Consider the following 22,716-nt stretch of genomic DNA (forward strand, 5'->3'; position numbering starts at 1 on the left):
CCTCGCCCGTCCCCACTACGGTTGCTCCGAGACGGACCCGAGAAAGGCTGTGACCTCATGAGCAACACCCCGAGCGCCGGCGCCTCCCCGACCGGCGGCAAGAAGGTCCTGGTGACCGGTGGCGCCGGATATGTCGGCAGTGTCGTGGCGGCCCACCTGCTGGAGGCCGGGCACCAGGTCACCGTGCTGGACGACCTGTCCACCGGCTTCCGGGCGGGCGTGCCAGCCGGCGCCACGTTCGTCGAGGGCCGTGTCCAGGACGCCGGCAAGGTGCTCGACTCCTCGTACGACGCTGTGCTGCACTTCGCGGCCAGCTCGCAGGTCGGCGAGTCCGTGGTCAACCCGGAGAAGTACTGGCGCAACAACGTCGCGGGCACCCTGGAGCTGCTGGGCGCCATGCGCGAGGCGGGGGTCCGCCGGCTGGTCTTCTCCTCCACCGCGGCCACCTACGGCGAGCCGAAGTCCGTCCCCATCACCGAGGACGACCCGACCCTGCCGACCAACCCGTACGGCGCGTCCAAGCTCGCCGTGGACCACATGATCACCAGCGAGGCGGTCGCGCACGGCCTGGCCGCGGTGTCCCTGCGCTACTTCAACGTGGCGGGCGCGTACGGCGAGTTCGGTGAGCGGCACGACCCCGAGTCGCACCTGATCCCGCTGGTCCTCCAGGTCGCCCAGGGCCGCCGTGAGGTCATCTCGGTCTTCGGCGACGACTACCCGACCCCCGACGGCACCTGCATCCGCGACTACATCCACGTCGCCGACCTCGCCGAGGCGCACCTGCTCGCCGTCGACGCCGCCACCCCGGGCGAGCACCTGATCTGCAACCTGGGCAACGGCAACGGCTTCTCGGTGCGCGAGGTGATCGAGACCGTCCGGCAGGTCACCGGCCACCCCGTCCCGGAGGTCGTCGCCCCGCGCCGGGCCGGCGACCCCGCCGTCCTCGTCGCCTCCGCCGAGCGCGCCAAGGAGCGGCTGGGCTGGCGGCCCTCGCGCACCGACCTCGCGGAGATCGTCCGCGACGCCTGGACCTTCACGCAGGCCCTGCAGAACCGGGAGTAGAACGACAGTGACAGCGGACGCCTTCCGAACGACGTACGGCACCGGTCCCGAGGGCGTGTGGGCCGCCCCCGGGCGGGTCAACCTCATCGGCGAGCACACCGACTACAACGACGGCTTCGTGATGCCCTTCGCGCTGCCGCACACCACCGTCGCGGCGGTCGCCCGCCGCGCCGACGGACGGCTGCGGCTGCACAGCGCGTCGCCCGACGTCGACGGCGGCGTGGTCGAACTCCACGTGGACGAGTTGGAGGCCGGGGGCGGCGCGGGCTGGGCCGACTACCCCGCCGGGGTGGTGTGGGCGCTGCGCGACGCCGGCCATGTGATCACCGGCGCCGACATCCACTTCGAGAGCACCGTTCCCACCGGCGCGGGGCTGTCGTCGTCGGCGGCACTGGAGGTGGTGACGGCCGTCGCGCTCAACGAGCTGTACGGGCTGGGACTCGAGCCCTGGCGGCTGGCCCGGCTGTGCCAGCGCGCCGAGAACGTCTATGTGGGCGCCCCCACCGGGATCATGGACCAGACGGCCTCGGCGTGCTGCACCGAGGGGCACGCGCTGTGGCTGGACACCCGTGACCTGTCGCAGCGTCAGATCCCGTTCGACATGGCCGCGCAGGGCCTGCGGCTGCTCGTCGTCGACACCCGGGTAACGCACGCCCACAGCGAGGGCGAGTACGGCAAGCGCCGGGCCGGCTGCGAGCAGGCGGCCGCCGTGCTGGGTGTCGACGCGCTGCGCGACATCCCGCACGACGGTCTCGACGCTGCCCTGGAGCAGCTGGCCGGCGAGCCCGAACTGCGCCCGCTGGTACGGCACGTGGTGACCGAGGACCGGCGCGTGGAGCGGGTCGTCGAACTGCTGGAGGCGGGCGACGCCCGCGCCATCGGGCCCGTGCTGACCGAGGGGCACGCCTCGCTCCGCGACGACTTCCGCGTCTCCTGCCCCGAACTCGACCTCGTGGTCTCCGCGGGCACCGGGGCCGGGGCGCTCGGCGCCCGCATGACGGGCGGCGGCTTCGGCGGCTCGGCCATCGTGCTGGTCGAGGAGGCGGCCGCGGAGAAGGTCGCCGAGTCGATCGTGGCCGCCTTCGCCGACGCGGGGTACCGCGAGCCCCGGGTCTTCACGGCGGTGCCCTCGCCGGGCGCGCGGCGGCTCTCGTAGCGCGACGACCCCCGGCGCACGGGCCACGCCGTGCACCGGGGGTCACACCCGCGTACCCGGGCCGGGAACTCCGCCCGCCCAGTTTTTCCATTCCGGCGCCTTTGTCTGCTCCTGCCCCTACGCTCTTGAGCAGCGCCGGTGGGGGCCGGCGGCATCAGGGGGCGAGACACAAGGGTTCGGCACCTGGCGGAGGACGACGGCTAGCCCGGCGGCATGCGGCGTCCGCTCCAGGTGCCGGGCCTCGGTGCACCTCAACCTCGTCCGTTGGGGGGAACGCCTAATGCCGGGAGTGGGGCCCGTGGGACGAATCCGTGTTCTCGTCGTGGACGACCACCGCATCTTCGCCGAGTCGCTTGCCGCGGCCCTGGCCGCGGAACCCGATGTGGACGTGTCGGCGGCCGGCAGCGGAGCCGCCGCCCAGCGCTGCCTCGAACGCGCGGCGGCGGACGGCCGCCGCTACGACGTACTGCTGGTGGACGCCGACCTCGGGTCGGCCGCCGGCGCGGCGGGCGTGCGCACGCTCAACGCCGTGGACAACGCCGCCTCTTCGGCCTCCGGCGCGCCCGCCGCGGCCGGCGGCACGCCGGCCGGTGTCGACGGCATCGCCCTGGTGGAACGCGTCAGGAGCGAACATCCCGCCACCCGCACGGTGGTGCTCGCCGAACGTGACGACGCCCGCCGTGCCGCCCGCGCGCTGCAGGCCGGCGCGTCGGGCTGGGTGGCCAAGGACTGTTCGCTGTCACGGCTGCTGGCCGTCATGCGCGGGGTGCTCCGGGACGAGACCCATCTGCCGCCCGCCCTGCTCACCGGCGTGCTGCGGGAGTTGACCGCCGCGCGCCGGCACCGCACCGAGAGCGAACAGCTGGTGGAGTCGCTCACCCCGCGCGAGCAGGAGGTCCTGCGCTGCATGGTGGCGGGGCTGGGCCGCAAGGCGGTGGCCGAGCGGCTGTACCTGTCCCCGCACACGGTCCGCACCCATATGCAGAACGTGCTCGGCAAGTTGGGCGTCCACTCGACGCTGGCCGCCGTGGCGCTGGCCCGGCGGGCCGGGGTGCCCCCCGTGGAGGGCGACGGCGGCCGGGTGGGCTCGGTGGCCCCGGCGTGACACGACGGCGGCCCGCCCTCCCCGGAACCGGGAGAGCGGGCCGCCGGGTCACCGCGACGTCCTAGCGACCGCCGCCTTCACCGCCACGGCCGCCGCCGTCGCCGCCGCGACCGCCGCCTTCACCGCCACGGCCACCACCGTCGCCGCCGCGACCGCCGCCGCCACCACCGTAGTTGCCGCCACCGCCACCGCAGCCGCCGCCACCACCGTAGTTGCCGCCACCGCCGCCGTAGTTGCCGCGACCGCCGCCTTCACCGCCACGGCCACCACCGTCGCCGCCACGGCCACCGTTGTCGCCGTAGTCGCTCACGCTGAAGCCACGGCTGCCGCCGCCACCGCCTTCACCGCCACGACCACCGCCTTCACCGCCGCGACCGCCGCCTTCACCGCCGCGACCGCCGCCGTCGCCGCCACGGCCGCCGCCGTCGCCACCGCGACCGCCGCCTTCACCGCCGCGACCACCGCCGTCGCCACCGCGACCGCCCCCGCCACCGCCACCGCGGCCGTCGTCGCGGCCGCCGTCGCCACCGCCTCCGCCGCCGTAGCAGCCTCCGCCGCCACCGCCGCCGATGCCCCCGCCGCCGATGCCGCCGATGCCTCCGCCGCCACCGCCGCCGATGCCCCCGCCACCGATGCCGCCGATACCCCCGCCACCGATGCCGCCGATACCGCCGCCGCCGATGCCACCGCCGCCACCACCGCTGAGTTCACTGGCGGCGCAGACGCGCGGTGACGCGCCGACGTTGGCGATGTAGCGGCCCGCCGACCATGCGTAGAGGTTCTGGGCCAGGCGGTACCAACGCGGGTTGCCACCGATGTCCTGGCCATTGGTCTTGCAGACAATCGAGACCAGAGAGTTGTACGGCAGCACGCCCACCGAGCTGAACTGCGTGCCCGGGCCGCTGCGGACGCGGAGACCGATGCGGGCGATGACACGGCCCTGGTAGAGGGCGTTGTTGGGGAGGGCCGCCGATGCGGACGCGATCTCACCGGACAGGTCCGGGAGGTCCTCGCCGGCGCCCACGCTTTCCGTGTTCCCCGAGGGAGCCGGCGCGGCCTTCGGCGCGCCGGGTGCAACCGTCTCGTTGGCGAACGCGGTGCCCATCGTGGCAAAGGCAAGGGTGCCGGCCAAGGCGCCGGTCACCGCTGTCGCGGCCATCTTGCTTGCGCGGGTGTGCAGAGTCATCTGCATCTCCAAGGTGGAGCGGGACCCGAGAGGGCCCAGGGATTGGAAGCCGGCGCGGCTCGGCGCCTTTCAAAAAATGGCGCCGGTGCTCGGGTGCGCCGGCAGCCGCAAAGGTGGCCATCCGGGCCTTTATGCGGCGTTCACGTAGATCACGCTAAATCTGCCACTTTGGGTGCGCAACCGGTGGCAGAGCGTGGTCGTTTGTGATCTTCCACGGCCGATTACGCCGCGTAACCGGCCTCAGCTCGGGATGTTGTCGAAAGGCGCCGTCAACTGGCGCAGAAGACCGGCGAGTTCCCCGCGCTGGCGGTCGGAGAGTTCGCCGAGGATGGCGCGTTCCTGTGCCAGGAGGCCCGCCAGGGCCTGGTCGGCCCGGTCGCGGCCCTCCGGGGTGAGCCGTACGAGGACACCGCGCCGGTCCGAGGGGTCGGGGAGCCGTTCCACCAGACCCTTCTTCGTGAGCCGGTCGATGCGGTTGGTCATCGTGCCCGACGTCACCAGCGTCTGGGTGAGCAATTGCCCGGGGGAGAGCTGGTAGGGCGCGCCCGCGCGGCGCAGCGACGTCAGGACGTCGAACTCCCAGGGCTCCAGGCCGTGCTCGGAGAACGCCAGACGCCGGGCCCGGTCCAGGTGCCGGGCCAGCCGGCTGACCCGGCTGAGCACCTCGAGCGGTTCGACGTCGAGGTCAGGGCGCTCCCGGCGCCACGCCGCGACCAGCCGGTCGACCTCGTCCTCCATGGGGATCAGTGTAGTGGTTCTGTCGACATGAAGTCTCTTGACATCAAGAGATTAGGTCCGCAACCTTGTGGGCAAGGTCGGCGGCAGGAAGAGATCCACCTTTCGTCAGGGAGTTCGAGACATGCCAGCAGCATCGTGGGACCCGCAGCAGTACCTCCGGCACTCCACCCACAGGACCCGTCCCTTCCACGACCTTCTGGCCCGGATACCGGAGCTCCCCGGCGCGTCCCCGCGCATCGCCGACATCGGCTGCGGCCCCGGCAACGTCACGGCCCTGCTCGCCGACCGCTGGCCCACCGCGCGCATCACCGGCTTCGACAGCTCCGCCGAGATGCTCGAGGCCGCGCAGGCCCACGCGGGCCCCACCCCAGGGGGCGGCAGCCTGGACTTCAGGGCCGCCGACGCCGCCCACTGGGTGCCCGGCGAGGACTACGACCTGATCGTCTCCAACGCCGCCCTCCAGTGGGTCGAGGGCCACGCGGAGCGCTTCCCCGAGTGGACCGCGCACCTGGTGCCCGGCGGGGTCCTCGCCTTCCAGGTGCCGGGCAACTTCACCTCCCCCAGCCATGCACTGCTGGGCGAGCTGTGCGACTCCCCGGCCTGGCGCCACCGGCTCGGCGACGGCCACGGCCGCCGCTACGTCCACATCCTCGAACCCGCCGCCTACCTGGAACGCCTCATCGACATCCCGGACATCGACGCGGACGTCGACGTGTGGGAGACCACCTACGTCCAGTTGCTCCAGGGCGAGGACCCGGTCCTGGAGTGGACCAAGGGCACCGCCCTGCGCCCCGTGCTCACGGAACTGGCCGACGACCCCGCGGCCGCGGCGGAGTTCCTCGGCCAGTACCGCGATCTGCTGCGCAAGGCCTACCCCACGGGTCCGCACGGCACGGTCTTCCCGTTCCGGCGGATCTTCGCCACCGCGCGCAAGGCCCGGTGACCGCCGTGATAGCCGCGCTCGACCACGTCCAGCTCGCGGCGCCGCCCGGCGCCGAGGAGCGGCTGCGCGCGTACTACGCCGGCGTCCTCGGCATGACCGAGGTGCCCAAGCCGCCCGTGCTCGCCGCCCGCGGCGGCTGCTGGTTCGCCTCCGGCGGCGCCCAGCTGCACATCGGGGTGGAGGAGGACTTCCGCCCCGCCCGCAAGGCCCACCCGGGCCTACGGGTCCGGGACATCCGCGCGTACGCGGATCTGCTGGAGTCCCGGGGCGTGAAAGTCGTCTGGGACCACGACCTGCCGGGCCACCGCCGCTTCTACTCCGAGGACCCGGTCGGCAACCGCCTGGAGTTCCTGGAGCCCGACCCGGCCTGAGGCGCCGGCCGCGGGGGCGGCGGGCCTACAACGTGAGGAACACCGCCCCCAGCAGCGCCGCCCCGGCGATCCCCGCCACCCAGGCGGTACGGGTCCACCGCAGCAGGCCCGCCAGGACGAGCGCCGCGAGCAACAGGGCGCCCCCGAACGGGATCCAGGTGTACAGCACACCGGCCGTGCCGACGCGCACCACCGTGTCGGTGCCGGGCTCGACGGCGACGGGCAGCCGCTCGCCGACACGGTGCGTGACCGCCTTGTTGATCGTCACCTTCGCCCGGATGGAGCCGAGGCCGTCCGGCACGAAGGGCCCCGTGCAGGTGTCGGCGGCGCACGCGGAGACCGTCATCGTCCCCCGCTCGCGCCCCTTGGTGAGCATCGCGTGCTGCGCGGTCTTCCACGAGGTCCACACCCCGGCCGCGAGGATCAGCAGGACCAGTGCGCTCAGCACCACGATCCGGGCGACCAGCAGCAGACCCCACGTGCTCTCGGCAGTGCGGCGGGCAAGACTCCGTTTGGCCATGCGGGCGATCCTTGGCCATCGCCTGGCCCTGGGTCAACCTCGCAGGTGGGTCAGCTGTTGTAGGTGCCCTGCGCCCGCTCCAGGCCCTCGCAGATCAGTGCCTCCACCGCGTCGGCCGCCCGGTCCACGAACCAGTCCAGCTCCTTGCGCTCCGTGCCGGAGAAGTCCTTGAGCACAAAGTCCGCCACCTGCATCCGCCCCGGCGGGCGCCCGATGCCGCAGCGCACCCGCAGATAGTCGGGGCCGAGCGACTTGGTGATCGACTTCAGGCCGTTGTGCCCGTTGTCGCCGCCGCCCTTCTTCAGGCGCAGCGTCGCGTAGTCGATGTCCAGTTCGTCGTGGACGGCGACGATGTTGCCGAGCGGCACCTTGTAGAAGTCGCGCAGCGCGGTCACCGGCCCGCCCGAGAGGTTCATGTACGTCATCGGCTTGGCCAGGACCACCCGGTGGCCGCTGACGCGCCCCTCCACCACCTGCGAGCGGCTCTTGTGGGTTTTGAAGCGCCCGCCGATCCGGTCGGCGAGCAGATCGGCCACCATGAAGCCGATGTTGTGCCGGTTGCCGGCGTACTCCGGGCCGGGGTTGCCCAGTCCGGCCACCAGCCAGGGCCCCTCGGGGGCGCTTTCCGCTGCGCTCATGCTCATGGCGTCCATTCAACAGGACCGCCGTCCCGCTCCTGGCGGAGCGGGACGGCGGTCGTGAAAAGCGTGCTGCGTGCCGCTGGTTACTCGGCGGCGGCGGCCTCGGCGCCCTCGGCGCCCTCGCCCTCCTCGCCCTCACCCTCGGCGGGGGCCTCGGCCTGCGCTGCGACGACCTGGAGGACGACGGTGTCCTCCTCCACGGCCAGGGTGGTGCCCTTGGGGAGCGGGATGTCCTTGGCGAGGATGGAGGTACCGGCCTCCAGGCCCTCGACGGAGACGGTCACGCCGTCGGGGATGTGGGTCGCCTCGGCCTCGACCGGCAGCGCGTTGAGCACGTGCTCCAGCAGGTTGCCGCCGGGGGCGAGCTCGCCCTCGGTGCTGACCACGATCTCGACGGTGACCTTCTCGCCGCGCTTGACCGCGAGCAGGTCGACGTGCTCCAGGAAGCCCTTCAGCGGGTCGCGGGTGACGGCCTTGGGGATGACGAGCTCCTTGCCGTCACCCTCGATGTCCAGGCTGATCAGGACGTTCGGGGTGCGCAGGGCGAGCAGCAGCTCGTGGCCCGGCATGGAGACGTGCTTGGGCTCCTGGCCGTGGCCGTAGATGACGCCGGGGACCTGGTGCGCGCGGCGGATGCGGCGGGCAGCGCCCTTGCCGAACTCGGTGCGCAGCTGCGCGGCGATCTTCACCTCGGACATGGGAATCACACTCCTCGTGATGACGACGGGACTTCTGTCGGGTCGCCCAGCCCACGACGGGCCGTTCCACTTACGAGGAGCGCGTCGATAACGGAGTCCACCGCCGGAAACGGCAGCGGCCTCCCTCGCCGAGCAACTCGGTGAGTCTACCCGGCGGGGAGGCCGCCCCGGAAATCGATCAGCGGGTGATCAGTTCGAGTCCTCGAAGAGGCTCGTCACGGAACCGTCCTCGAAGACCTCGCGGACCGCGTTGGCGAGGGTCGGCGCGATCGACAGCACGGTGATCTTGTCGAGCTCCAGCTCGCCCGGCGTCGGCAGCGTGTCCGTGAAGACGAACTCGCTGACCTTGGAGTTCTTCAGCCGGTCCGCGGCCGGGCCGGAGAGCACACCGTGGGTCGCGGTCACGATGACGTCCTCCGCGCCGTTGGCGAACAGGGCGTCCGCCGCCGCGCAGATGGTGCCACCGGTGTCGATCATGTCGTCCACCAGGACGCAGATGCGGCCGCGCACGTCACCGACCACCTCGTGCACGGTGACCTGGTTGGCGACGTCCGGGTCGCGCCGCTTGTGGACGATCGCCAGCGGGGCGCCGAGCCGGTCGCACCAGCGGTCGGCCACGCGGACGCGGCCGGCGTCGGGGGAGACCACGGTGAGCTTGGAGCGGTCGACCTTGGCGCCCACGTAGTCGGCCAGCAGCGGCAGCGCGAACAGGTGGTCCACCGGCCCGTCGAAGAAGCCCTGGATCTGGTCCGTGTGCAGGTCGACGGTGAGGATGCGGTCGGCACCGGCGGTCTTCAGTATGTCCGCGACGAGCCGCGCCGAGATGGGCTCGCGGCCGCGGTGCTTCTTGTCCTGCCGGGCGTAGCCGTAGAAGGGCACGACCACGGTGATGCGCTTGGCGGAGGCCCGCTTCAGCGCGTCGATCATGATGAGTTGCTCCATGATCCACTTGTTGATCGGAGCGGTGTGGCTCTGGATGACGAAGGCGTCCGAGCCGCGCGCCGACTCCTCGAAACGGACGTAGATCTCACCGTTCGCGAAGTCGAAGGCCTTGGTCGGCACAAGGGAAACGCCCAGCTCGCGTGCCACCTCCTCCGCGAGCTCGGGGTGTGCGCGGCCGGAGAAGAGCATCAGCTTCTTCTCACCGGTCGTCTTGATCCCGGTCACTGCACCGTCTCCTTGATGTTCAACGCAGCTTCGCCCACGGTCGGCAAGCCGGCGGAATTGTGTGCACCTCACACGGTACGCGCTGCTGGAGGCGGCCGCGCACGTGAGAATGGCCTCTTCCGCCCCTGCCCCGGGTCCGGCTAGGCGTCCCGCTCCTCCTGCTCGGCACGCTCGGCGGCGTGTGCCGCGGCGCTGCCCGGCCGCTTCCGGGCCACCCAGCCCTCGATGTTGCGCTGCTGACCGCGCGCGACGGCGAGCGAACCGGCGGGCACGTCCTTGGTGATGACCGAGCCCGCGGCGGTGTACGCGCCGTCCCCGACTGTGACGGGCGCCACGAACATGTTGTCCGAGCCGGTGCGGCAGTGGGAGCCGATGGTGGTGTGGTGCTTGGTCTGGCCGTCGTAGTTCACGAAGACGCTGGCCGCGCCGATGTTGGTGTACTCGCCGATGGTCGCGTCGCCGACGTACGACAGATGCGGCACCTTGGTGCCCTCCCCGACCGTGGCGTTCTTCATCTCCACGTACGTGCCGGCCTTGGACTTCGGGCCCAGCCGCGTGCCGGGGCGCAGGTAGGCGTACGGACCCACACTGGCCGCCTCGCCGATCTCGGCGCTGTCGCAGACCGCGTTGACCACGCGGGCACCGGGGCCGACCACGGTGTCGGTCAGGGTGCAGTTGGGGCCCACCTCGGCGCCCGCGGCGAGCCGGGTGGCGCCGTACAGCTGGGTGTTCGGCAGCACGACCGTGTCGGGCTCGAACTCCACCGCGACGTCCACCCACGTGGAGGCCGGGTCCATGATCGTCGCGCCTTCGAGCATCGCCCGTTCCAGCAGGCGGTCGTTGAGCAGCCGGCGGGCCTCGGCGAGCTGAACGCGGTTGTTGATCCCGGCGATCTCGCGGTGGTCGGCGGCCACGCAGGCGCCGACGCGGTGGCCGGTCTCGCGCAGGATGCCGAGGGTGTCGGTCAGGTACTCCTCGCCCTGGGCGTTGTCCGTGGTCACCTTGGCCAGCGTCTGCGCCAGCAGCGCCGCGTCGAACGCGAACACCCCGGAGTTGATCTCGCGGATGGCGCGCTGCTCGTCGTCGGCGTCCTTCTGCTCCACGATCGCCAGCACCGAGCCGTCGCCGCCGCGCACGATGCGGCCGTAGCCCGTCGGGTCGGGGACCTCGGCGGTCAGCACGGTCACGGCGTTGTCGTCGGCGGCGTGCGCGGCGACCAGGGCGCGCAGCGTGTCCGGGGTGAGCAGCGGGGTGTCGCCGGCGGCGATCACCACCGTGCCGCTGAGCTCGGGGAGTTCCGCCAGGCCGACGCGGACCGCGTGGCCGGTGCCGTTCTGCTCGTGCTGGACCGCGGTGCGGATCGACGGGTCGATCTCGCCCAGGTGCGCGGTCACCCGGTCCCGGGCGTGGCCCACGACGACGAGCAGGTGCTCGGGGTCCAGGGCGTTCGCGGCGGCGACGACGTGCCCCACCAGGGAGCGGCCACTGATCGCGTGCAGGACTTTGGGGGTTGCCGACTTCATGCGGGTGCCCTCACCCGCGGCAAGGACGATGACGGCAGCCGGGCGGTGGGCGCTCACGGAACGGGCTCCTCGGCGTGGGGTGACAGACACCCGCAGGATACCGGGGCGTAACGGGCGCTCGACGCGGAAGGTCCGAAAACCGGGGACGACCCGGGAGAGGCGCTCCGCTGCCAGGATTCGAACCCGGACTTAAGGGACCAAAACCCTCAGTGCTGCCGTTACACCACAGCGGATGGCAGAAGCCGTCGTACCGGGCGCCTCCGCGGAGGTGCCCGTTCGGCCTCCCCCACTATGCCGCACCGAGGCCCCCCAATGCGACGACAAAGATCGGCACTTCTCCTTCCCCGATCGTGGGTACATGTGCCAAGAGCCGTATTCCGGTCGACACGCGCGCTCGGTTCGGCCGTCACGTGGAGTTGCCGGAACTACGGCACCGTAGGTTACGGTTGCGTAGCTCCCCGACATCGTGAGGGACCCCCATGACCACACAGACCGACGTGATCACCGAGTCCCCGGAACCCGGGTCCGGCGACGACACCTCGATTCCCCGAGCCACCCTCGGCGCGGACCGGAAAGGGTCCCTCGAACAGATCACCCTCGGGCTCTTCATCGGCATCCCCTTCCTCGCACTCGTCGCGGCGATCCCGCTCGCGTGGGGCTGGGGCCTGAGCTGGCTCGATCTCGGCCTGATGGTCGGGATGTACTTCCTGGGCTGCCACGGCATCACCATCGGCTTCCACCGCCACTTCACCCACGGCTCGTTCAAGGCCAAGCGGCCGCTGAAGATCGCCCTGGCGATCGCGGGCTCCATGGCCGTCGAGGGCCCGGTCGTCCGCTGGGTCGCCGACCACCGCAAGCACCACAAGTTCTCCGACGCCGAGGGCGACCCGCACAGCCCCTGGCGCTACGGGGAGACCCTGCCGGCCCTGCTGAAGGGCCTGTGGTGGGCGCACATGGGCTGGCTCTTCGACGAGGAGCAGACGCCGCAGCAGAAGTACGCCCCGGACCTGGTCAAGGACCCGGCGATCCGCCGCGTGAGCCGCGACTTCTGGCTCTGGACGACCGTCTCGCTGGGGCTGCCCCCGCTCGTCGGCGGTCTGGCCACCATGTCGTGGACCGGCGCCCTCACCGCCTTCTTCTGGGGCTCCCTGGTCCGCGTCGCACTGCTGCACCACGTCACGTGGTCGATCAACTCGATCTGCCACGCGGTCGGCAAGCGCCCCTTCCGCTCCCGCGACAAGTCCGGCAACGTCTGGTGGCTGGCCGTCCTGTCCTGCGGCGAGTCCTGGCACAACCTGCACCACGCCGACCCGACCAGCGCCCGGCACGGCGTGCTGCGCGGCCAGATCGACTCCAGCGCCCGCATCATCCGCTGGATGGAGCAGCTCGGCTGGGCCACGGACGTGCGCTGGCCGACCGCCGACCGTATCGCGGCCCGCCGTAAGGAAAGTGTCAGCGAAGCGGCATGATTGACGGGTGAGCGACGGCAGCAGTAGCAGCAGAGGAAGCGAGGCGGCCACGTCGTCCCGGCGTACCCGCCGGGTGCGCATGACGGGCAAGGAGCGCCGGGAGCAACTCCTCGACGTGGGCCGCACGCTCTTCGCCGAACGCGGCTTCGAGGCCACCTCCGTCGAGGAGATCGCGCACAAGGCGGGCGTGTCCAAGCCCGTGGTGTACGAGCACTTCGGCGGCAAGGAGGGCCTCTACGCCGTCGTCGTGGACCGCGAGATGCGCCAGCTGCTGGACATGGTCACCGGCGCGCTCACCGGTGGCCATCCGCGCGAACTGCTGGAACAGGCCGCCTTCGCCCTCCTCGACTACATCGAGCAGTTCACCGACGGCTTCCGGATCCTCGTCCGGGACTCCCCGGTCGCGCAGTCCACGGGCACCTTCGCCTCGCTGATCAGCGACATCGCCACCCAGGTGGAGGACATCCTGGGCATGGAGTTCAAGCAGCGCGGCTTCGACCCCAAGCTCGCCCCGATGTACGCGCAGGCGCTGGTCGGCATGGTCGCGCTGACCGGGCAGTGGTGGCTGGACGCCCAGAAGCCGAAGAAGGCCGAGGTCGCCGCGCACCTGGTCAACCTCTCCTGGAACGGGCTGTCGGGCCTGGAGCCCCGCCCCCGGCTGATCGGCCACCGCAAGAACTGAACCACGGAAGTGGACCCGGCACGCCGAAGGCGCCGCACCCCGGGCGGGGGCGGCGCCTTCGCCGTACGGGACGGATCAGCCGGTGTTGCGCAGACCGGCCGCCACACCGTTGACGGTCAGCAGCAGCGCGCGGGCCAGCAGCGGATCGGGCTCCTCGCCGCGGGCCGCGGCCTCCCGCTGCCGGTGCAGCAGCGCCACCTGGAGGTAGGAGATCGGGTCCAGGTAGGCGTCCCGGATGTGGAAGGTCTGCCGCAGCGCCGGCTGCGCGTCCAGCAGCTCCGCCTCACCGGTGATCCGCAGCACCTCGGCGACCGTCAGCTCGTGCTCCGCCGTGATGACGTCGAAGACGTGCTTGAGCTCGTCCGGCACCAGGGTGTCCACGTAGTGCCGGGCGATCCGCAGGTCCGTCTTGGCCAGCGTCATCTCGACGTTGGACAGGAAGTTGCGGAAGAAGTGCCACCGCTCGTACGCCTCGGCGATGTCCGCCTCCCGGCCCGCCTCCCGGGCCGCCTTCAGCCCCGAGCCGACACCGAACCAGCCGGGCACGATCTGCCGCGACTGCGTCCAGCCGAACACCCACGGGATGGCCCGCAGGCCGTCCAGGCCCGCGCCGCTGTCCGGGCGGCGCGACGGCCGGGATCCCAGGTGCAGCTCCGCGAGCTGGTCGACCGGCGTGGAGGCGAAGAAGTACGCCGGCAGGTCCGGGTCCTCCACCAGCCGCCGGTAGGCCGCGTGCGCGGCGTCGGAGACCACGTCCATGGCGGCGTCCCAGCGGGCCAGCGCCGCGTCGGACTGCCGCGGGGCCGTGTGCAGGGCCGAGGCCTGCAACGTGGCCGCCACCGTCAGCTCCAGGTTCTCCCGGGCCAGCGACGGGATGAGGTACTTGTCGGAGATGACCTCGCCCTGCTCGGTCACCTTGATCTCGCCCTCCAGCGTGCCCCACGGCTGCGCCAGGATCGCGTCGTGCGTGGGGCCGCCGCCCCGGCCCACCGTGCCGCCGCGGCCGTGGAACAGCCGCAGCCGCACCCCGTGCCGGTGCGCCACGTCGCGCAGCCGCCGCTGCGCGCGGTGGATCTCCCACTGCGAGGTGGTGATGCCGCCGAACTTCGAGCTGTCGCTGTAGCCGAGCATGACCTCCTGCACGTCCCCGCGCAGCGAGACGAGCTTGCGGTACGAGGGGTCGGAGAGCATCTCGTCGAGCAGCTTGTCGGCGACCTTCAGCTCGTCGGTGGTCTCCAGCAGCGGCACGATGCCGATCCTGGCGACGTCCCCGTGCAGGTCGATCAGCCCGGCCTCGCGCGCCAGCACCGCCGCCGCGAAGACGTCGTCCGAGCCGAGGCACATCGAGATGATGTACGACTCCACGACCTCCGGCCCGAAACGCTCGAAGGCCTCGGCGACGGTGTGGAAGACGCCGAGCGTCTTCGCCCCGTCCGCGTCCAGCGGCGCCGGGGTGGGCGCCAGCGGACGGCGCGAGCGCAGCTCCTTGGCGAGCAGCTTGCGCCGGTACTCGCGCGGCATGTCCGCGTACCGCCAGGACTCCTCGCCGAGGCGGTCGAAGAGCTGGCCGAGGGCGTGGTGGTGGGCGTCCGCGTGCTCGCGCACGTCCATCGTGGCCAGCTGGAGGCCGAAGGCCGACAGCGTGCGGATGGTGCGGTCCAGGCGGCCGTCGGCGATCAGCTCGCCGCGGTTGGCGCGCAGCGACTCCTGGATCAGGCGCAGGTCGGCCACCAGCTCGGAGGTGCCCAGGTAGTCCTTGCCGGGGACGTGCGGGGTGCCGGTGGCCAGCCGCTCGCGCGTGTTGAGCAGCTTCTGCCGGATGCAGGTGGCCTTGAGCCGGTACGGCTCCTCCGCGTTCAGCCGCCGGTAGCGCGGGCTGATCCCCGGCAGCCGCTTGAGGTCCTCCTCCAGATCGGCCAGCAGCTCCGGGCTGGCCCCGGAGTTGCGGATGGAGTTCGACAGCATCGCCCGCAGGTCGTCGACGAGCTCCAGCGCGTCGGTGATGCCGTGCTCGTGCTGGAGGATCAGCACGTCCCAGGTGACCTGCGGCGTGACGTTCGGGTTTCCGTCGCGGTCGCCGCCGATCCACGTGCCGAAGGTCAGCGGGCGGGTCTCCGGCGGCAGCGGCACCCCCACCCGCTCCAGCTCGGCGGCCAGGTCCTCCAGCACGTCGCCCACGGCGCGGGTGTGCAGCTCGTCCAGGTAGTAGATGGCGTTGCGCGCCTCGTCCGCGGGCTCGGGACGCACCACGCGCAGCTCGTCGGTCTGCCACAGCAGGTCGATGTTCTCCGCCAGCCGCACATCGGTCCTGCGGCGGTCGGTGTCCTGCGGCTTGTCCAGCAGGGCGGCGATGCGGCGCAGCTTGTTCAGCACGCTGCGGCGGGCCGCCTCGGTCGGGTGGGCGGTGAAGACCGGCCGCACATTGAGGTTGCGCACGGACTGGCGCAGGTGCTCGGGATCGGCGTCCTTCAGCAGGTCCGCCGTACGGGCCAGCAGGCTCCCGTCGGTGGCCCGCCGGGCCCGCAGCTCACGGCCGCGGTGCACCTGCTCGGTGACATTGGCGAGATGGAAGTAGGTGGAGAAGGCGCGCACCAGCTTGGCGGCGGTCTGCAGATCCGTGTCGCCGAGAAGGGCGGCGGCGGCCTCGCCGTCGCTGCGGGTCAGCGCCCGCACCCTCTCCACGAGGTCGAGGAGTTCCTGGCCTTCCTGCCGTACGAGCGTCCCGCCGAGGAGGTCTCCCAGGCGGCGGATGTCCGCGCGCAGGGGTGCGCTCTCGGTCGTGTTGTCGGCGCTGCTCACAGGTGCGGCTCCTAGTGCAGTGGTATGGATCGCGGCAAGAAACGCAAGGGCGCCCCGCGCTGCGGGTCGTCCGGGGGGCGGACCGCGCTGTCCGACGCCACCAGGATAGAAGGGCCGTCCGCCCGCGACCGGGGCTGACCGCCAGGCGGACAGCGCCGCGTCTAGGCTGGGCCGTATGAGTACGACGGGGGAGTACGTACCGGACGGAGCTGGAGGACGGAGCCGGGGGGCCGCCGCCGGGCCGTGGTGGTGGGCCCGGCGGCGCAGCATGGTCCTCGACGTGGTGCTGGCCGCCGTGTCGGCCCTGGAGTGCCTCGTCGAGGGCGTGGCCTTCGCGCAGAAGACCGGCGTGTCCCCGGTCGTCGCGGGCGTCTTCGGCCTGCTGGCCGGCTCCCTGCTGGTGCTGCGCCGGCGGTGGCCGGTGGCGGTGGTCCTCGTGTCCATCGCGATCACCCCCGCCCAGATGGGCATCCTGCTCAGCATCGTCGGCCTCTACACCCTGGCCGCCTCCGACGTGCCCCGGCGCATCATCGCCGTGCTGTCCGGCATGACCATGCTCGGCACGCTGATCGTCACCTTCCTCCAGATGCACGGCGACCTCAGCTCCGGCACCTACCACGCGCCGCTCGTCGCGGTCGCCCTCACCTCCGTGCTCGCGGCGCTCGGCGTGACCGCGCCGCCCGTGCTGCTCGGGCTCTACGCCGGCGCCCGGCGGCGGCTCGTCGAGTCGCTGCGCGAGCGGGCGGACGGCCTGGAACGGGAGCTGTCGCTGCTGGCGGAGAAGGCCACCGAACGCGCCGAACGGGCCCGCATGGAGGAACGCACCCGCATCGCCCGCGAGATGCACGACGTGGTCGCCCACCGCGTGAGCCTCATGGTCGTCCACGCGGCGGCCCTCCAGGCGATCGCCGTCAAGGACCCCGAGAAGGCCTCGGCGAGCGCGCAGCTCCTGGGCGACATGGGACGGCAGGCGCTCAACGAACTCCGCGAGATGCTGGGCGTCCTGCGGACGGGGCCGGCGGGGCCGGACGTGCCCGCTGTCACCGCGCCCGTGGAGCCCGCCCCCGCGCCCCCCGAAGAGCCCGACGACTCCGGGCCCTGCCTCGCGGAACTCCACGCCCTCGTCGAGGAGTCGCGGGCCGCCGGCATGCACGTGGAGTACACCGTCGAAGGGGCGCAGCGGCGGCTCGCCGCGCGCGTGGAGGCCACGGTCTACCGCGTGGTGCAGGAAGCGCTCACCAACGTCCACAAGCACGCCCCGGGCGCCCGCGCCCGCATCCGCCTGGCGTACCGCGAGGCGGAGGTCGCCGTCCTGGTGCAGAACGGGCCGTCCGGCGGGGTACCGCCGATGGCGTTGCCTAGCGGCGGGAACGGGCTCATCGGGATGCGGGAGCGGGTGACCGCCCTGGGGGGCGGCTTCGCCGCGGGCACCACCCCGGAAGGCGGCTTCCGCGTCTCGGCCCTCCTCCCGGCGTGAGCTCGGTTTTTTCCCCGCCCGCCCGCCCGTGTGCCCTGTGAAGTCTGGGCGCCCCGACGCCAGTTGTTGGGGGCCGGGTGCGGGGCCTCCGGGGCTGCCATTCTGGACAGCACATTTAGGTGCCTCAGGCACTGTCGGCTGCGTGCCCCGGGTTGTGCACCCAAATATGCTCCAGTGTCCAGAACGCCACCCCTCCGACCCCGCCCCCTCCGTCTCGTATCGCGCCTGATCCCCGGTGGGTGGGTGAGAAGGCGGTCCGGGGTTGCCGCAAGTGCTCTCCGAACCCCCACCGGCCGTCAGTCGCCCCAGCCGACCCGGGAGGGGGTGCGCCGGGGTCCGCCCGCAGGCGACGAGCGGCGACTGCGGCACACTAATTGCTGGGGTAACCCGCGAGCGCCGAGGACGGACTCCGGAGCGGCGCCGACCCCACAGCGGACAGAGCGCGGGGCCCGCACTTACCGCGCCGGGTAATCGGGCGGGAGGGCGGGGGAAAAACCAAAACCGGGGGCGTCAGAGCGTGAGGCGGTGGGGGCGCAGGCCTGCCGTGACCGTGCACAGCGCAGCGTCGATCGTCGGGCCCAAGTAGTAGTCCCCGGTGTGGTCCACGCAGTACACCCGCCCCAGCGCATCAATCCCCAGGTGCCCCTGCCCCGTGGACTCCACCCCCAGCGGCGCCACCTCCGTGTCGAGGGCGGAGCCCAGATCGCCCCAGGTGCGGGCGAGGTGGAGGCCCTGGAGGGGGTCGATGACGACGCCGCTCGGTGCGACCTGGGGGCGGCCGGGGGCGGAGACCGCGGGGACGGTCAGGCCGCCGAATTCGGCCCAGGCCTCGACGGCGGCCGGGAAGACGCTGTGCCGGTGGCCGCCGGGGGAGACGTAGGCGCGCAGGGTGTCGGCCCAGACCTCGGCCCGGCGGATGTCCCACTGGCCGGGCTGCCAGCCCGCGGCGCGCAGCGCGGCGTCGACGCCGACGGGGAAGCGCGTCGAGGTGGTCCGGGCGTTGAGGGCGTCGCTCGCGTTCACTCGGTCTCGCTCCCCGGGTCGAAGGCCCGCACGCCGAAGTGCTCGAGCAGCGGGAGGCAGGTGCGGCAGGGTGGCGCGTAGCCGCCGTGCTCGGGGTCGCCGTCCTCGCGTATATGACGGGACGTCAGTTTCGCGCCCTTGAGTGCCTTGCGGGCATCGGCGTGGGTGAACGGCTTGCGCGCGGCGCGCTTGCTGCGCCCCGTGTCGGCCTCGGTGAGCCAGCGGGACAGCAGGACGGGTTCCGGGCACCGCCCGGTGAACCGCTCACGCTGTGCTACCGGCAGGGTGTCGAGGGCGTCCTGGACCAGGGGGTGCAGTGCGGGCGGCTGTTCGCCCTTGCTCCCGGTGCAGGTGAGCACCTCGTCCTTGACCGACAGTGCCGCGGCGACCGCCGGCAGGATGCCGTCGCGGCGGTGGCGCAGCACGGGCGGGGGTGGCGCTTCCTCACTTCCCCAGGTCAGCCGCGGGTCCGCGGCTCCTCTCGTCAGCATGTTCCTATGACCCTCCGATCCGTCCTTCGAGAAGGACGTCCCCCTTATCCGCGTAAGACTGCCAATTGATCGCGCGTTACGGAAGTCGGTTGTGAGGTGAGAGGTTTACTTTGTGCCGGATGTCACGGCACTGGGGGGAGATGGGTGTCGCAGTCCTATGTGCCACCGCCTCCCGGTCGTCCTGGTGTTGGCCACTGGTTGTACGGATAGTAGCGCCGGGTCGGATGCGGGGGGCGGCATGGCCGCCGATTCGTGATCAAGTTCGGCTCAGGGCTGGGGAGTTCGCGGGTCCGCGACAACGTGCATCCGGTGCGCGGCAGTGACCGGAACCAGCCGAAGTCCCTGTTGCCCCACCCCCTAGGCTGTGCCCAACAACAGATCCAGCATGGGGGCATCCGCAATGACGACAGGTCGGCTCGGGCACCGGGCCGCGCCACCGAACGCGGCCTACGCCGGTCAGATCGTGCACTTTCCCGACCCGGTGCGCCGCGCCCGCCATCCGCAGGGCGTCCGCGTGGACGACCACGGCTTCCCCGACTTCACGCCCTTCGCCCGTGCCGCCGCCGAGATCGCCGAGCCGCCGGACGGCTTCGGGATCGACGAACTGCGGCTCACCGACCACGTGTCGGCCAACGCCGCCCAGCACGCCGCCGGTCACGAGCTGTGGGGCAGCCTGTCGCCCGTCGCCACCCCGCACGGCTGGACGTGGCACCATGTCGCCGGCTCGCGCCGCCTGGAGCTGATCCCCGTCGAGGTCAAGTCGCTGCTGCGGCACCACGGCGGCCTCGCCACCACCGCCTCGGCGGACCACGGCAAGCGGGGCACGCGACCGCTCCAGGACACCCGTCCCACGCACTTCGCCGTGGGCACGGGGCGGCGCGATGCGGCGGCCGTCTCCGAGCAGCAGGTGCGCGATGTCGAGGAGGAGCTCGGCTACCGGCTGCCCGGCGCGTACCGCAGCTTCCTCAAGGCCGCCGGCGGCTGCGCCCCGCGCGGCGTCGCCCTGCTGCCCCTGCTGGGGCTCCTGGTCGACCAGCCCTTCTTCACGGTGCGCGAGGAGTCGGCGGTCAACGACCTCGTCTACGTCAACAAGTGCCTGCGCGACCACCTCACCAAGGACTACCTCGCGATCGCCTATGTGCAGGGCGGGGTGCTCGCGGTCAAGGCGCGCGGCGCCGACCTCGGCTCGATGTGGCTGTGCCCCTACGACGACGTCCGGGACACCGACGGCGCCTTCGCCTCCACCGAGGAGCGGGTCGCCGCGCTGCTGCTGCCCTGCGGCGAGGACTTCGACGCCTTCCTCGCCGCGCTCGCCGGCGATCCGCCGGAGCTGGACACGGTCGCGAACCTGATGGTGGACGGCGGCTTCGCCCGCGCCGTCCCGGTGGAGGGGTGAGACGGGGATGGTGACGTTCGCGGAGGCGCAGGAGCGCGCCGAGCGGTGGATCAACGCAGGCGTCCCGGCGTACCTCGTCCGCGAGGTGCAGGTGCGCGAGTTCGGCCAGGGCTTCGTGGTCTGGTCCGAGCCGCGTGAAGGGGGGCCCACCGGCGACGAGGGCGAGGCCCGCCTCGTCATCGCCAAGGACAGCGGGGAGGCCACGCTGTGGCCGGCGCTGCCGGTCGGCGAGATCATCCGGCACTGGGAGGAGGCGTACGGGGGCGCCGTCGTCGCCGACGCCGTACCGGAGCCGCCGAAACGGCTGGACCTGGGGGCGACCTCCTTCCTGCTCAGCCCGCCGCAGTGGCTCCAGGACGCGGCCGACCGCCTGGGCATCCCGGACCACCGGCAGCCCGCCGCCCCGGAGCCCTCCGACGCCGTCACGGTGGCGGACGCGGGGGCGACCGCCGGCGCTCCCTCGCCGTTCGACGGGCCGCCGCCCCCCTTCGTCCCCACGCCGACGCCGGCGATGCCGCTGCCGTACGACCGGTCGCCGACGCCGCCGCCCTCGACCTGGCGGGACACCAACAACGGCGACGCGGGCCGGGCCGTGCCCCCGCCCGCGACGGTCTACGCGCCGCCGATCACCGACTCCGACGACGCGCACACGCCGCCGCCCAGGAACAGCGCCGAGGCCAGCACCGAGCGGCTGCCCGGGGTACCGGAGACCGGTACCCCGCTGCCGCCCGGCGGTTACGGCTACCCCGGCGGCGCGGCGACGCCGCCGCCCCCGCCGCCCGCGCCGGGGCCCCCGCCCGCGGACGCGCACCGCGCCGCGACGATGCTGTCGCGCCCCGACGGCCCGCCGCCCCCGCCCGGAGTGCCGGGTGCCGGGGCGCGGCGGCAGGGCGCCGCGGACCTGGCCGGCGCCGAGACCGCCAAGGCCGGACCGCCGCCTCCGCCCCCGCCGCCGCCCGGTCCCGGTGTGCCCGGGACCCCGGGCGCGGGCTATGTGCCGACGCAGCTGGTGCAGGCGCTGCCCGCGAACCAGCCGCCGCCGCCCGCGCCGGGGCCTCCGTCCGCGGACGTGCACCACGCGTCGACGATGCTGTCGCGCCCCGACGGCCCGCCCCCGCCGCCGCCCGCACCCGGCCCCGCACCCGGGCCCGTGCCGGTGGCCCCGCCGCCGCCCCCGGCGGCGTACGGCTACCCGCAGCCCCCGGCGCCGCCGCAGCCGCAGCCGCCGGCGGGCGTGCCCACCATCGGACCGGGCTACATGGCCGTGCTCCGCTACCGGGCGCAGGACGGTTCCGAGCAGCAGCTCATCCGCCGCTCCGCGCCGGGCACCCCGCACCCGGAGTGGCAGATCCTGCACGAGCTGCGCGCCCTCGGCGTGCCGCCGCAGGCGGTGCTGGAGCTGCACACCGAACTGGAGTCCTGCGACCTGCCCGGCGGTTACTGCGCCCGCATGATCCGGGAGACCTGGCCCCAGGTCCGGATCAGCAGCACCGCACCGTACGGAAAGGACCGGGCCGGCCGCCGCGCGGGCGTGGAGCACCTGCTCACGCACCTCGGCGAGCTGCACCAGGTGGCGAGCGCGCCGGCGCCCGGCCGCCCGCACCGCGTGCCGATGCCCGAGCCGCACCAGGTCCAGCGGGTGCCCGCGATCCCGCTGGACGCGATCGGGCACGAGCTCGCCCAGTCCTTCGGGCCGCAGGGCGTCTTCCGTTTCGACCAGCGCGCGGTCGCCCGGCAGGGCGTGCCGGACATCGTGGCGCAGACCCTGACGTGGTCCGGGCTGCCGGTGGACTTCGGGCCGTTCTTCTGGGCGCAGGCCCAGCCGGGGCGCCCGGTGCCGACGCTGGCCGAGCTGGCCGCCGAGCGCGGTGTGCAGCCGGCGCCGGACGCCGGTTCGTACCTGGTCATGGGCAACGACTTCGGCCGCCAGTTGTGCGTGCAGTACGGCACGGCGCACATCGTCGCGGTCCCGATGGAGGCGGGGCCGGGCGGTGGGGCGGTGGCGCCGCAGTTCGTCAACTCCTCCCTGCCGGAGTTCGTCCGCTGCCTGGCGCTGCTGGGCAAGATGTGGCGCTGGCGGCTGGGGCTGACGCCGGACCAGGCGGGTCGCTGGACGGTGGACTTCCAGGCGCAGATCGCCGCGCTGGACCCGGCGGCCGTGGCGTCGCCCGAGCACTGGTGGTCCGTGCTGATCGAACAGATGTGGGACGGGATGCTGTAGTCGCGTCGGCACCCCGGTCGTACGCGGCCGGAGTGTCGCATGATGTGC

General features: G+C 72.8%; 20 protein-coding genes and 1 tRNA gene. 10 read left to right on the forward strand and 11 right to left on the reverse strand.

Going from position 1 to position 22,716, the window contains the following annotated elements:
* Positions 1-57 precede the first annotated feature (57 nt).
* The 3 genes from galE to ACIP9H_RS12045 all read left to right on the forward strand — a co-directional run bounded on the left by galE (position 58) and on the right by ACIP9H_RS12045 (position 3,323).
* Complete coding sequence (galE, locus tag ACIP9H_RS12035; RefSeq protein WP_401587692.1) at positions 58-1,062, forward strand: UDP-glucose 4-epimerase GalE; 1,005 nt, start codon at positions 58-60, stop codon at positions 1,060-1,062.
* A 7-nt stretch (positions 1,063-1,069) separates the two neighbouring features.
* A complete protein-coding gene (gene galK, locus ACIP9H_RS12040) occupies positions 1,070-2,218 on the forward strand; it encodes a galactokinase (protein ID WP_401587695.1) in 1,149 nt (382 codons plus the stop codon).
* A gap of 298 nt (positions 2,219-2,516) precedes the next feature.
* Positions 2,517-3,323 carry a LuxR C-terminal-related transcriptional regulator gene (locus ACIP9H_RS12045; RefSeq protein ID WP_401587697.1) on the forward strand — a complete coding sequence of 269 codons (807 nt, stop codon included), beginning with the start codon at positions 2,517-2,519 and terminating at the stop codon, positions 3,321-3,323.
* A gap of 61 nt (positions 3,324-3,384) precedes the next feature.
* Here the strand turns inward: ACIP9H_RS12045 and ACIP9H_RS12050 are convergent, their stop codons facing one another.
* Together ACIP9H_RS12050 and ACIP9H_RS12055 are read right to left on the reverse strand one after the other, a co-directional pair.
* Positions 3,385-4,509, reverse strand: coding sequence for an SH3 domain-containing protein (locus tag ACIP9H_RS12050; protein WP_401958974.1), 1,125 nt, complete (start codon positions 4,507-4,509; stop codon positions 3,385-3,387).
* Positions 4,510-4,749: 240 nt separating this feature from the next.
* Positions 4,750-5,247 (reverse strand): MarR family transcriptional regulator, encoded by a 498-nt coding sequence (locus ACIP9H_RS12055; RefSeq protein WP_360910790.1) that lies wholly within the window; start codon positions 5,245-5,247, stop codon positions 4,750-4,752.
* A gap of 121 nt (positions 5,248-5,368) precedes the next feature.
* Between ACIP9H_RS12055 and ACIP9H_RS12060 the strand changes: the two genes are divergently transcribed.
* Together ACIP9H_RS12060 and ACIP9H_RS12065 are read left to right on the forward strand one after the other, a co-directional pair.
* Positions 5,369-6,190: a trans-aconitate 2-methyltransferase gene (locus tag ACIP9H_RS12060; protein ID WP_401587702.1), complete on the forward strand. Its 822-nt coding sequence runs from the start codon at positions 5,369-5,371 to the stop codon at positions 6,188-6,190.
* A gap of 5 nt (positions 6,191-6,195) precedes the next feature.
* Positions 6,196-6,561, forward strand: a complete 366-nt coding sequence (locus ACIP9H_RS12065) for a VOC family protein (protein ID WP_401587999.1) — start codon at positions 6,196-6,198, stop codon at positions 6,559-6,561.
* A gap of 25 nt (positions 6,562-6,586) precedes the next feature.
* On the opposite strand, the gene ACIP9H_RS12070 is transcribed toward ACIP9H_RS12065, so the two are convergent.
* From ACIP9H_RS12070 to ACIP9H_RS12095, 6 genes are all read right to left on the reverse strand, one after another.
* Positions 6,587-7,081 (reverse strand): hypothetical protein, encoded by a 495-nt coding sequence (locus ACIP9H_RS12070; RefSeq protein ID WP_401587704.1) that lies wholly within the window; start codon positions 7,079-7,081, stop codon positions 6,587-6,589.
* Between the two features lie 50 nt (positions 7,082-7,131).
* A complete protein-coding gene (gene pth / locus ACIP9H_RS12075; RefSeq protein ID WP_401587707.1) occupies positions 7,132-7,719 on the reverse strand; it encodes an aminoacyl-tRNA hydrolase in 588 nt (195 codons plus the stop codon).
* Between the two features lie 86 nt (positions 7,720-7,805).
* Complete coding sequence (locus ACIP9H_RS12080) at positions 7,806-8,420, reverse strand: 50S ribosomal protein L25/general stress protein Ctc (protein WP_401958977.1); 615 nt, start codon at positions 8,418-8,420, stop codon at positions 7,806-7,808.
* Positions 8,421-8,609: 189 nt separating this feature from the next.
* A complete protein-coding gene (locus tag ACIP9H_RS12085; RefSeq protein ID WP_401587711.1) occupies positions 8,610-9,587 on the reverse strand; it encodes a ribose-phosphate diphosphokinase in 978 nt (325 codons plus the stop codon).
* A gap of 140 nt (positions 9,588-9,727) precedes the next feature.
* A complete protein-coding gene (gene glmU / locus ACIP9H_RS12090) occupies positions 9,728-11,167 on the reverse strand; it encodes a bifunctional UDP-N-acetylglucosamine diphosphorylase/glucosamine-1-phosphate N-acetyltransferase GlmU (RefSeq protein WP_401587713.1) in 1,440 nt (479 codons plus the stop codon).
* A gap of 105 nt (positions 11,168-11,272) precedes the next feature.
* A tRNA-Gln gene (locus tag ACIP9H_RS12095) sits at positions 11,273-11,343 on the reverse strand.
* A gap of 246 nt (positions 11,344-11,589) precedes the next feature.
* Between ACIP9H_RS12095 and ACIP9H_RS12100 the strand changes: the two genes are divergently transcribed.
* Positions 11,590-12,579, forward strand: a complete 990-nt coding sequence (locus ACIP9H_RS12100) for an acyl-CoA desaturase (protein WP_401587716.1) — start codon at positions 11,590-11,592, stop codon at positions 12,577-12,579.
* A 79-nt stretch (positions 12,580-12,658) separates the two neighbouring features.
* Positions 12,659-13,261: a TetR/AcrR family transcriptional regulator gene (locus ACIP9H_RS12105; RefSeq protein ID WP_360911025.1), complete on the forward strand. Its 603-nt coding sequence runs from the start codon at positions 12,659-12,661 to the stop codon at positions 13,259-13,261.
* 75 nt (positions 13,262-13,336) lie between these two features.
* On the opposite strand, the gene ppc is transcribed toward ACIP9H_RS12105, so the two are convergent.
* Positions 13,337-16,060 carry a phosphoenolpyruvate carboxylase gene (gene ppc / locus ACIP9H_RS12110; RefSeq protein WP_401587718.1) on the reverse strand — a complete coding sequence of 908 codons (2,724 nt, stop codon included), beginning with the start codon at positions 16,058-16,060 and terminating at the stop codon, positions 13,337-13,339.
* 175 nt (positions 16,061-16,235) lie between these two features.
* Between ppc and ACIP9H_RS12115 the strand changes: the two genes are divergently transcribed.
* Complete coding sequence (locus ACIP9H_RS12115) at positions 16,236-17,537, forward strand: sensor histidine kinase (protein ID WP_401587721.1); 1,302 nt, start codon at positions 16,236-16,238, stop codon at positions 17,535-17,537.
* A 510-nt stretch (positions 17,538-18,047) separates the two neighbouring features.
* Here the strand turns inward: ACIP9H_RS12115 and ACIP9H_RS12120 are convergent.
* Both ACIP9H_RS12120 and ACIP9H_RS12125 read right to left on the reverse strand, forming a co-directional pair.
* The gene (locus tag ACIP9H_RS12120; protein WP_401587724.1) at positions 18,048-18,560 is read right to left on the reverse strand and encodes an SUKH-3 domain-containing protein; all 513 of its coding nucleotides are present in this window, start codon (positions 18,558-18,560) and stop codon (positions 18,048-18,050) included.
* Entirely contained in the window at positions 18,557-19,051 is a 495-nt protein-coding gene (locus tag ACIP9H_RS12125; RefSeq protein ID WP_401587727.1) for a YwqJ-related putative deaminase, read from the reverse strand. The genes ACIP9H_RS12120 and ACIP9H_RS12125 overlap by 4 nt, the downstream gene beginning before the upstream one ends.
* Positions 19,052-19,451: 400 nt before the next feature.
* Here ACIP9H_RS12125 and ACIP9H_RS12130 point away from each other — a divergent pair, with 400 nt between their 5' ends.
* Together ACIP9H_RS12130 and ACIP9H_RS12135 are read left to right on the forward strand one after the other, a co-directional pair.
* Positions 19,452-20,447 (forward strand): HNH endonuclease, encoded by a 996-nt coding sequence (locus ACIP9H_RS12130; protein WP_401588001.1) that lies wholly within the window; start codon positions 19,452-19,454, stop codon positions 20,445-20,447.
* 7 nt (positions 20,448-20,454) lie between these two features.
* Entirely contained in the window at positions 20,455-22,668 is a 2,214-nt protein-coding gene (locus ACIP9H_RS12135) for an SUKH-4 family immunity protein (RefSeq protein WP_401587729.1), read from the forward strand.
* The last annotated feature ends 48 nt before the right edge of the window (positions 22,669-22,716 follow it).

This window comes from Streptomyces sp. NPDC088732 (assembly GCF_044751205.1).
Taxonomy (GTDB): domain Bacteria; phylum Actinomycetota; class Actinomycetes; order Streptomycetales; family Streptomycetaceae; genus Actinacidiphila.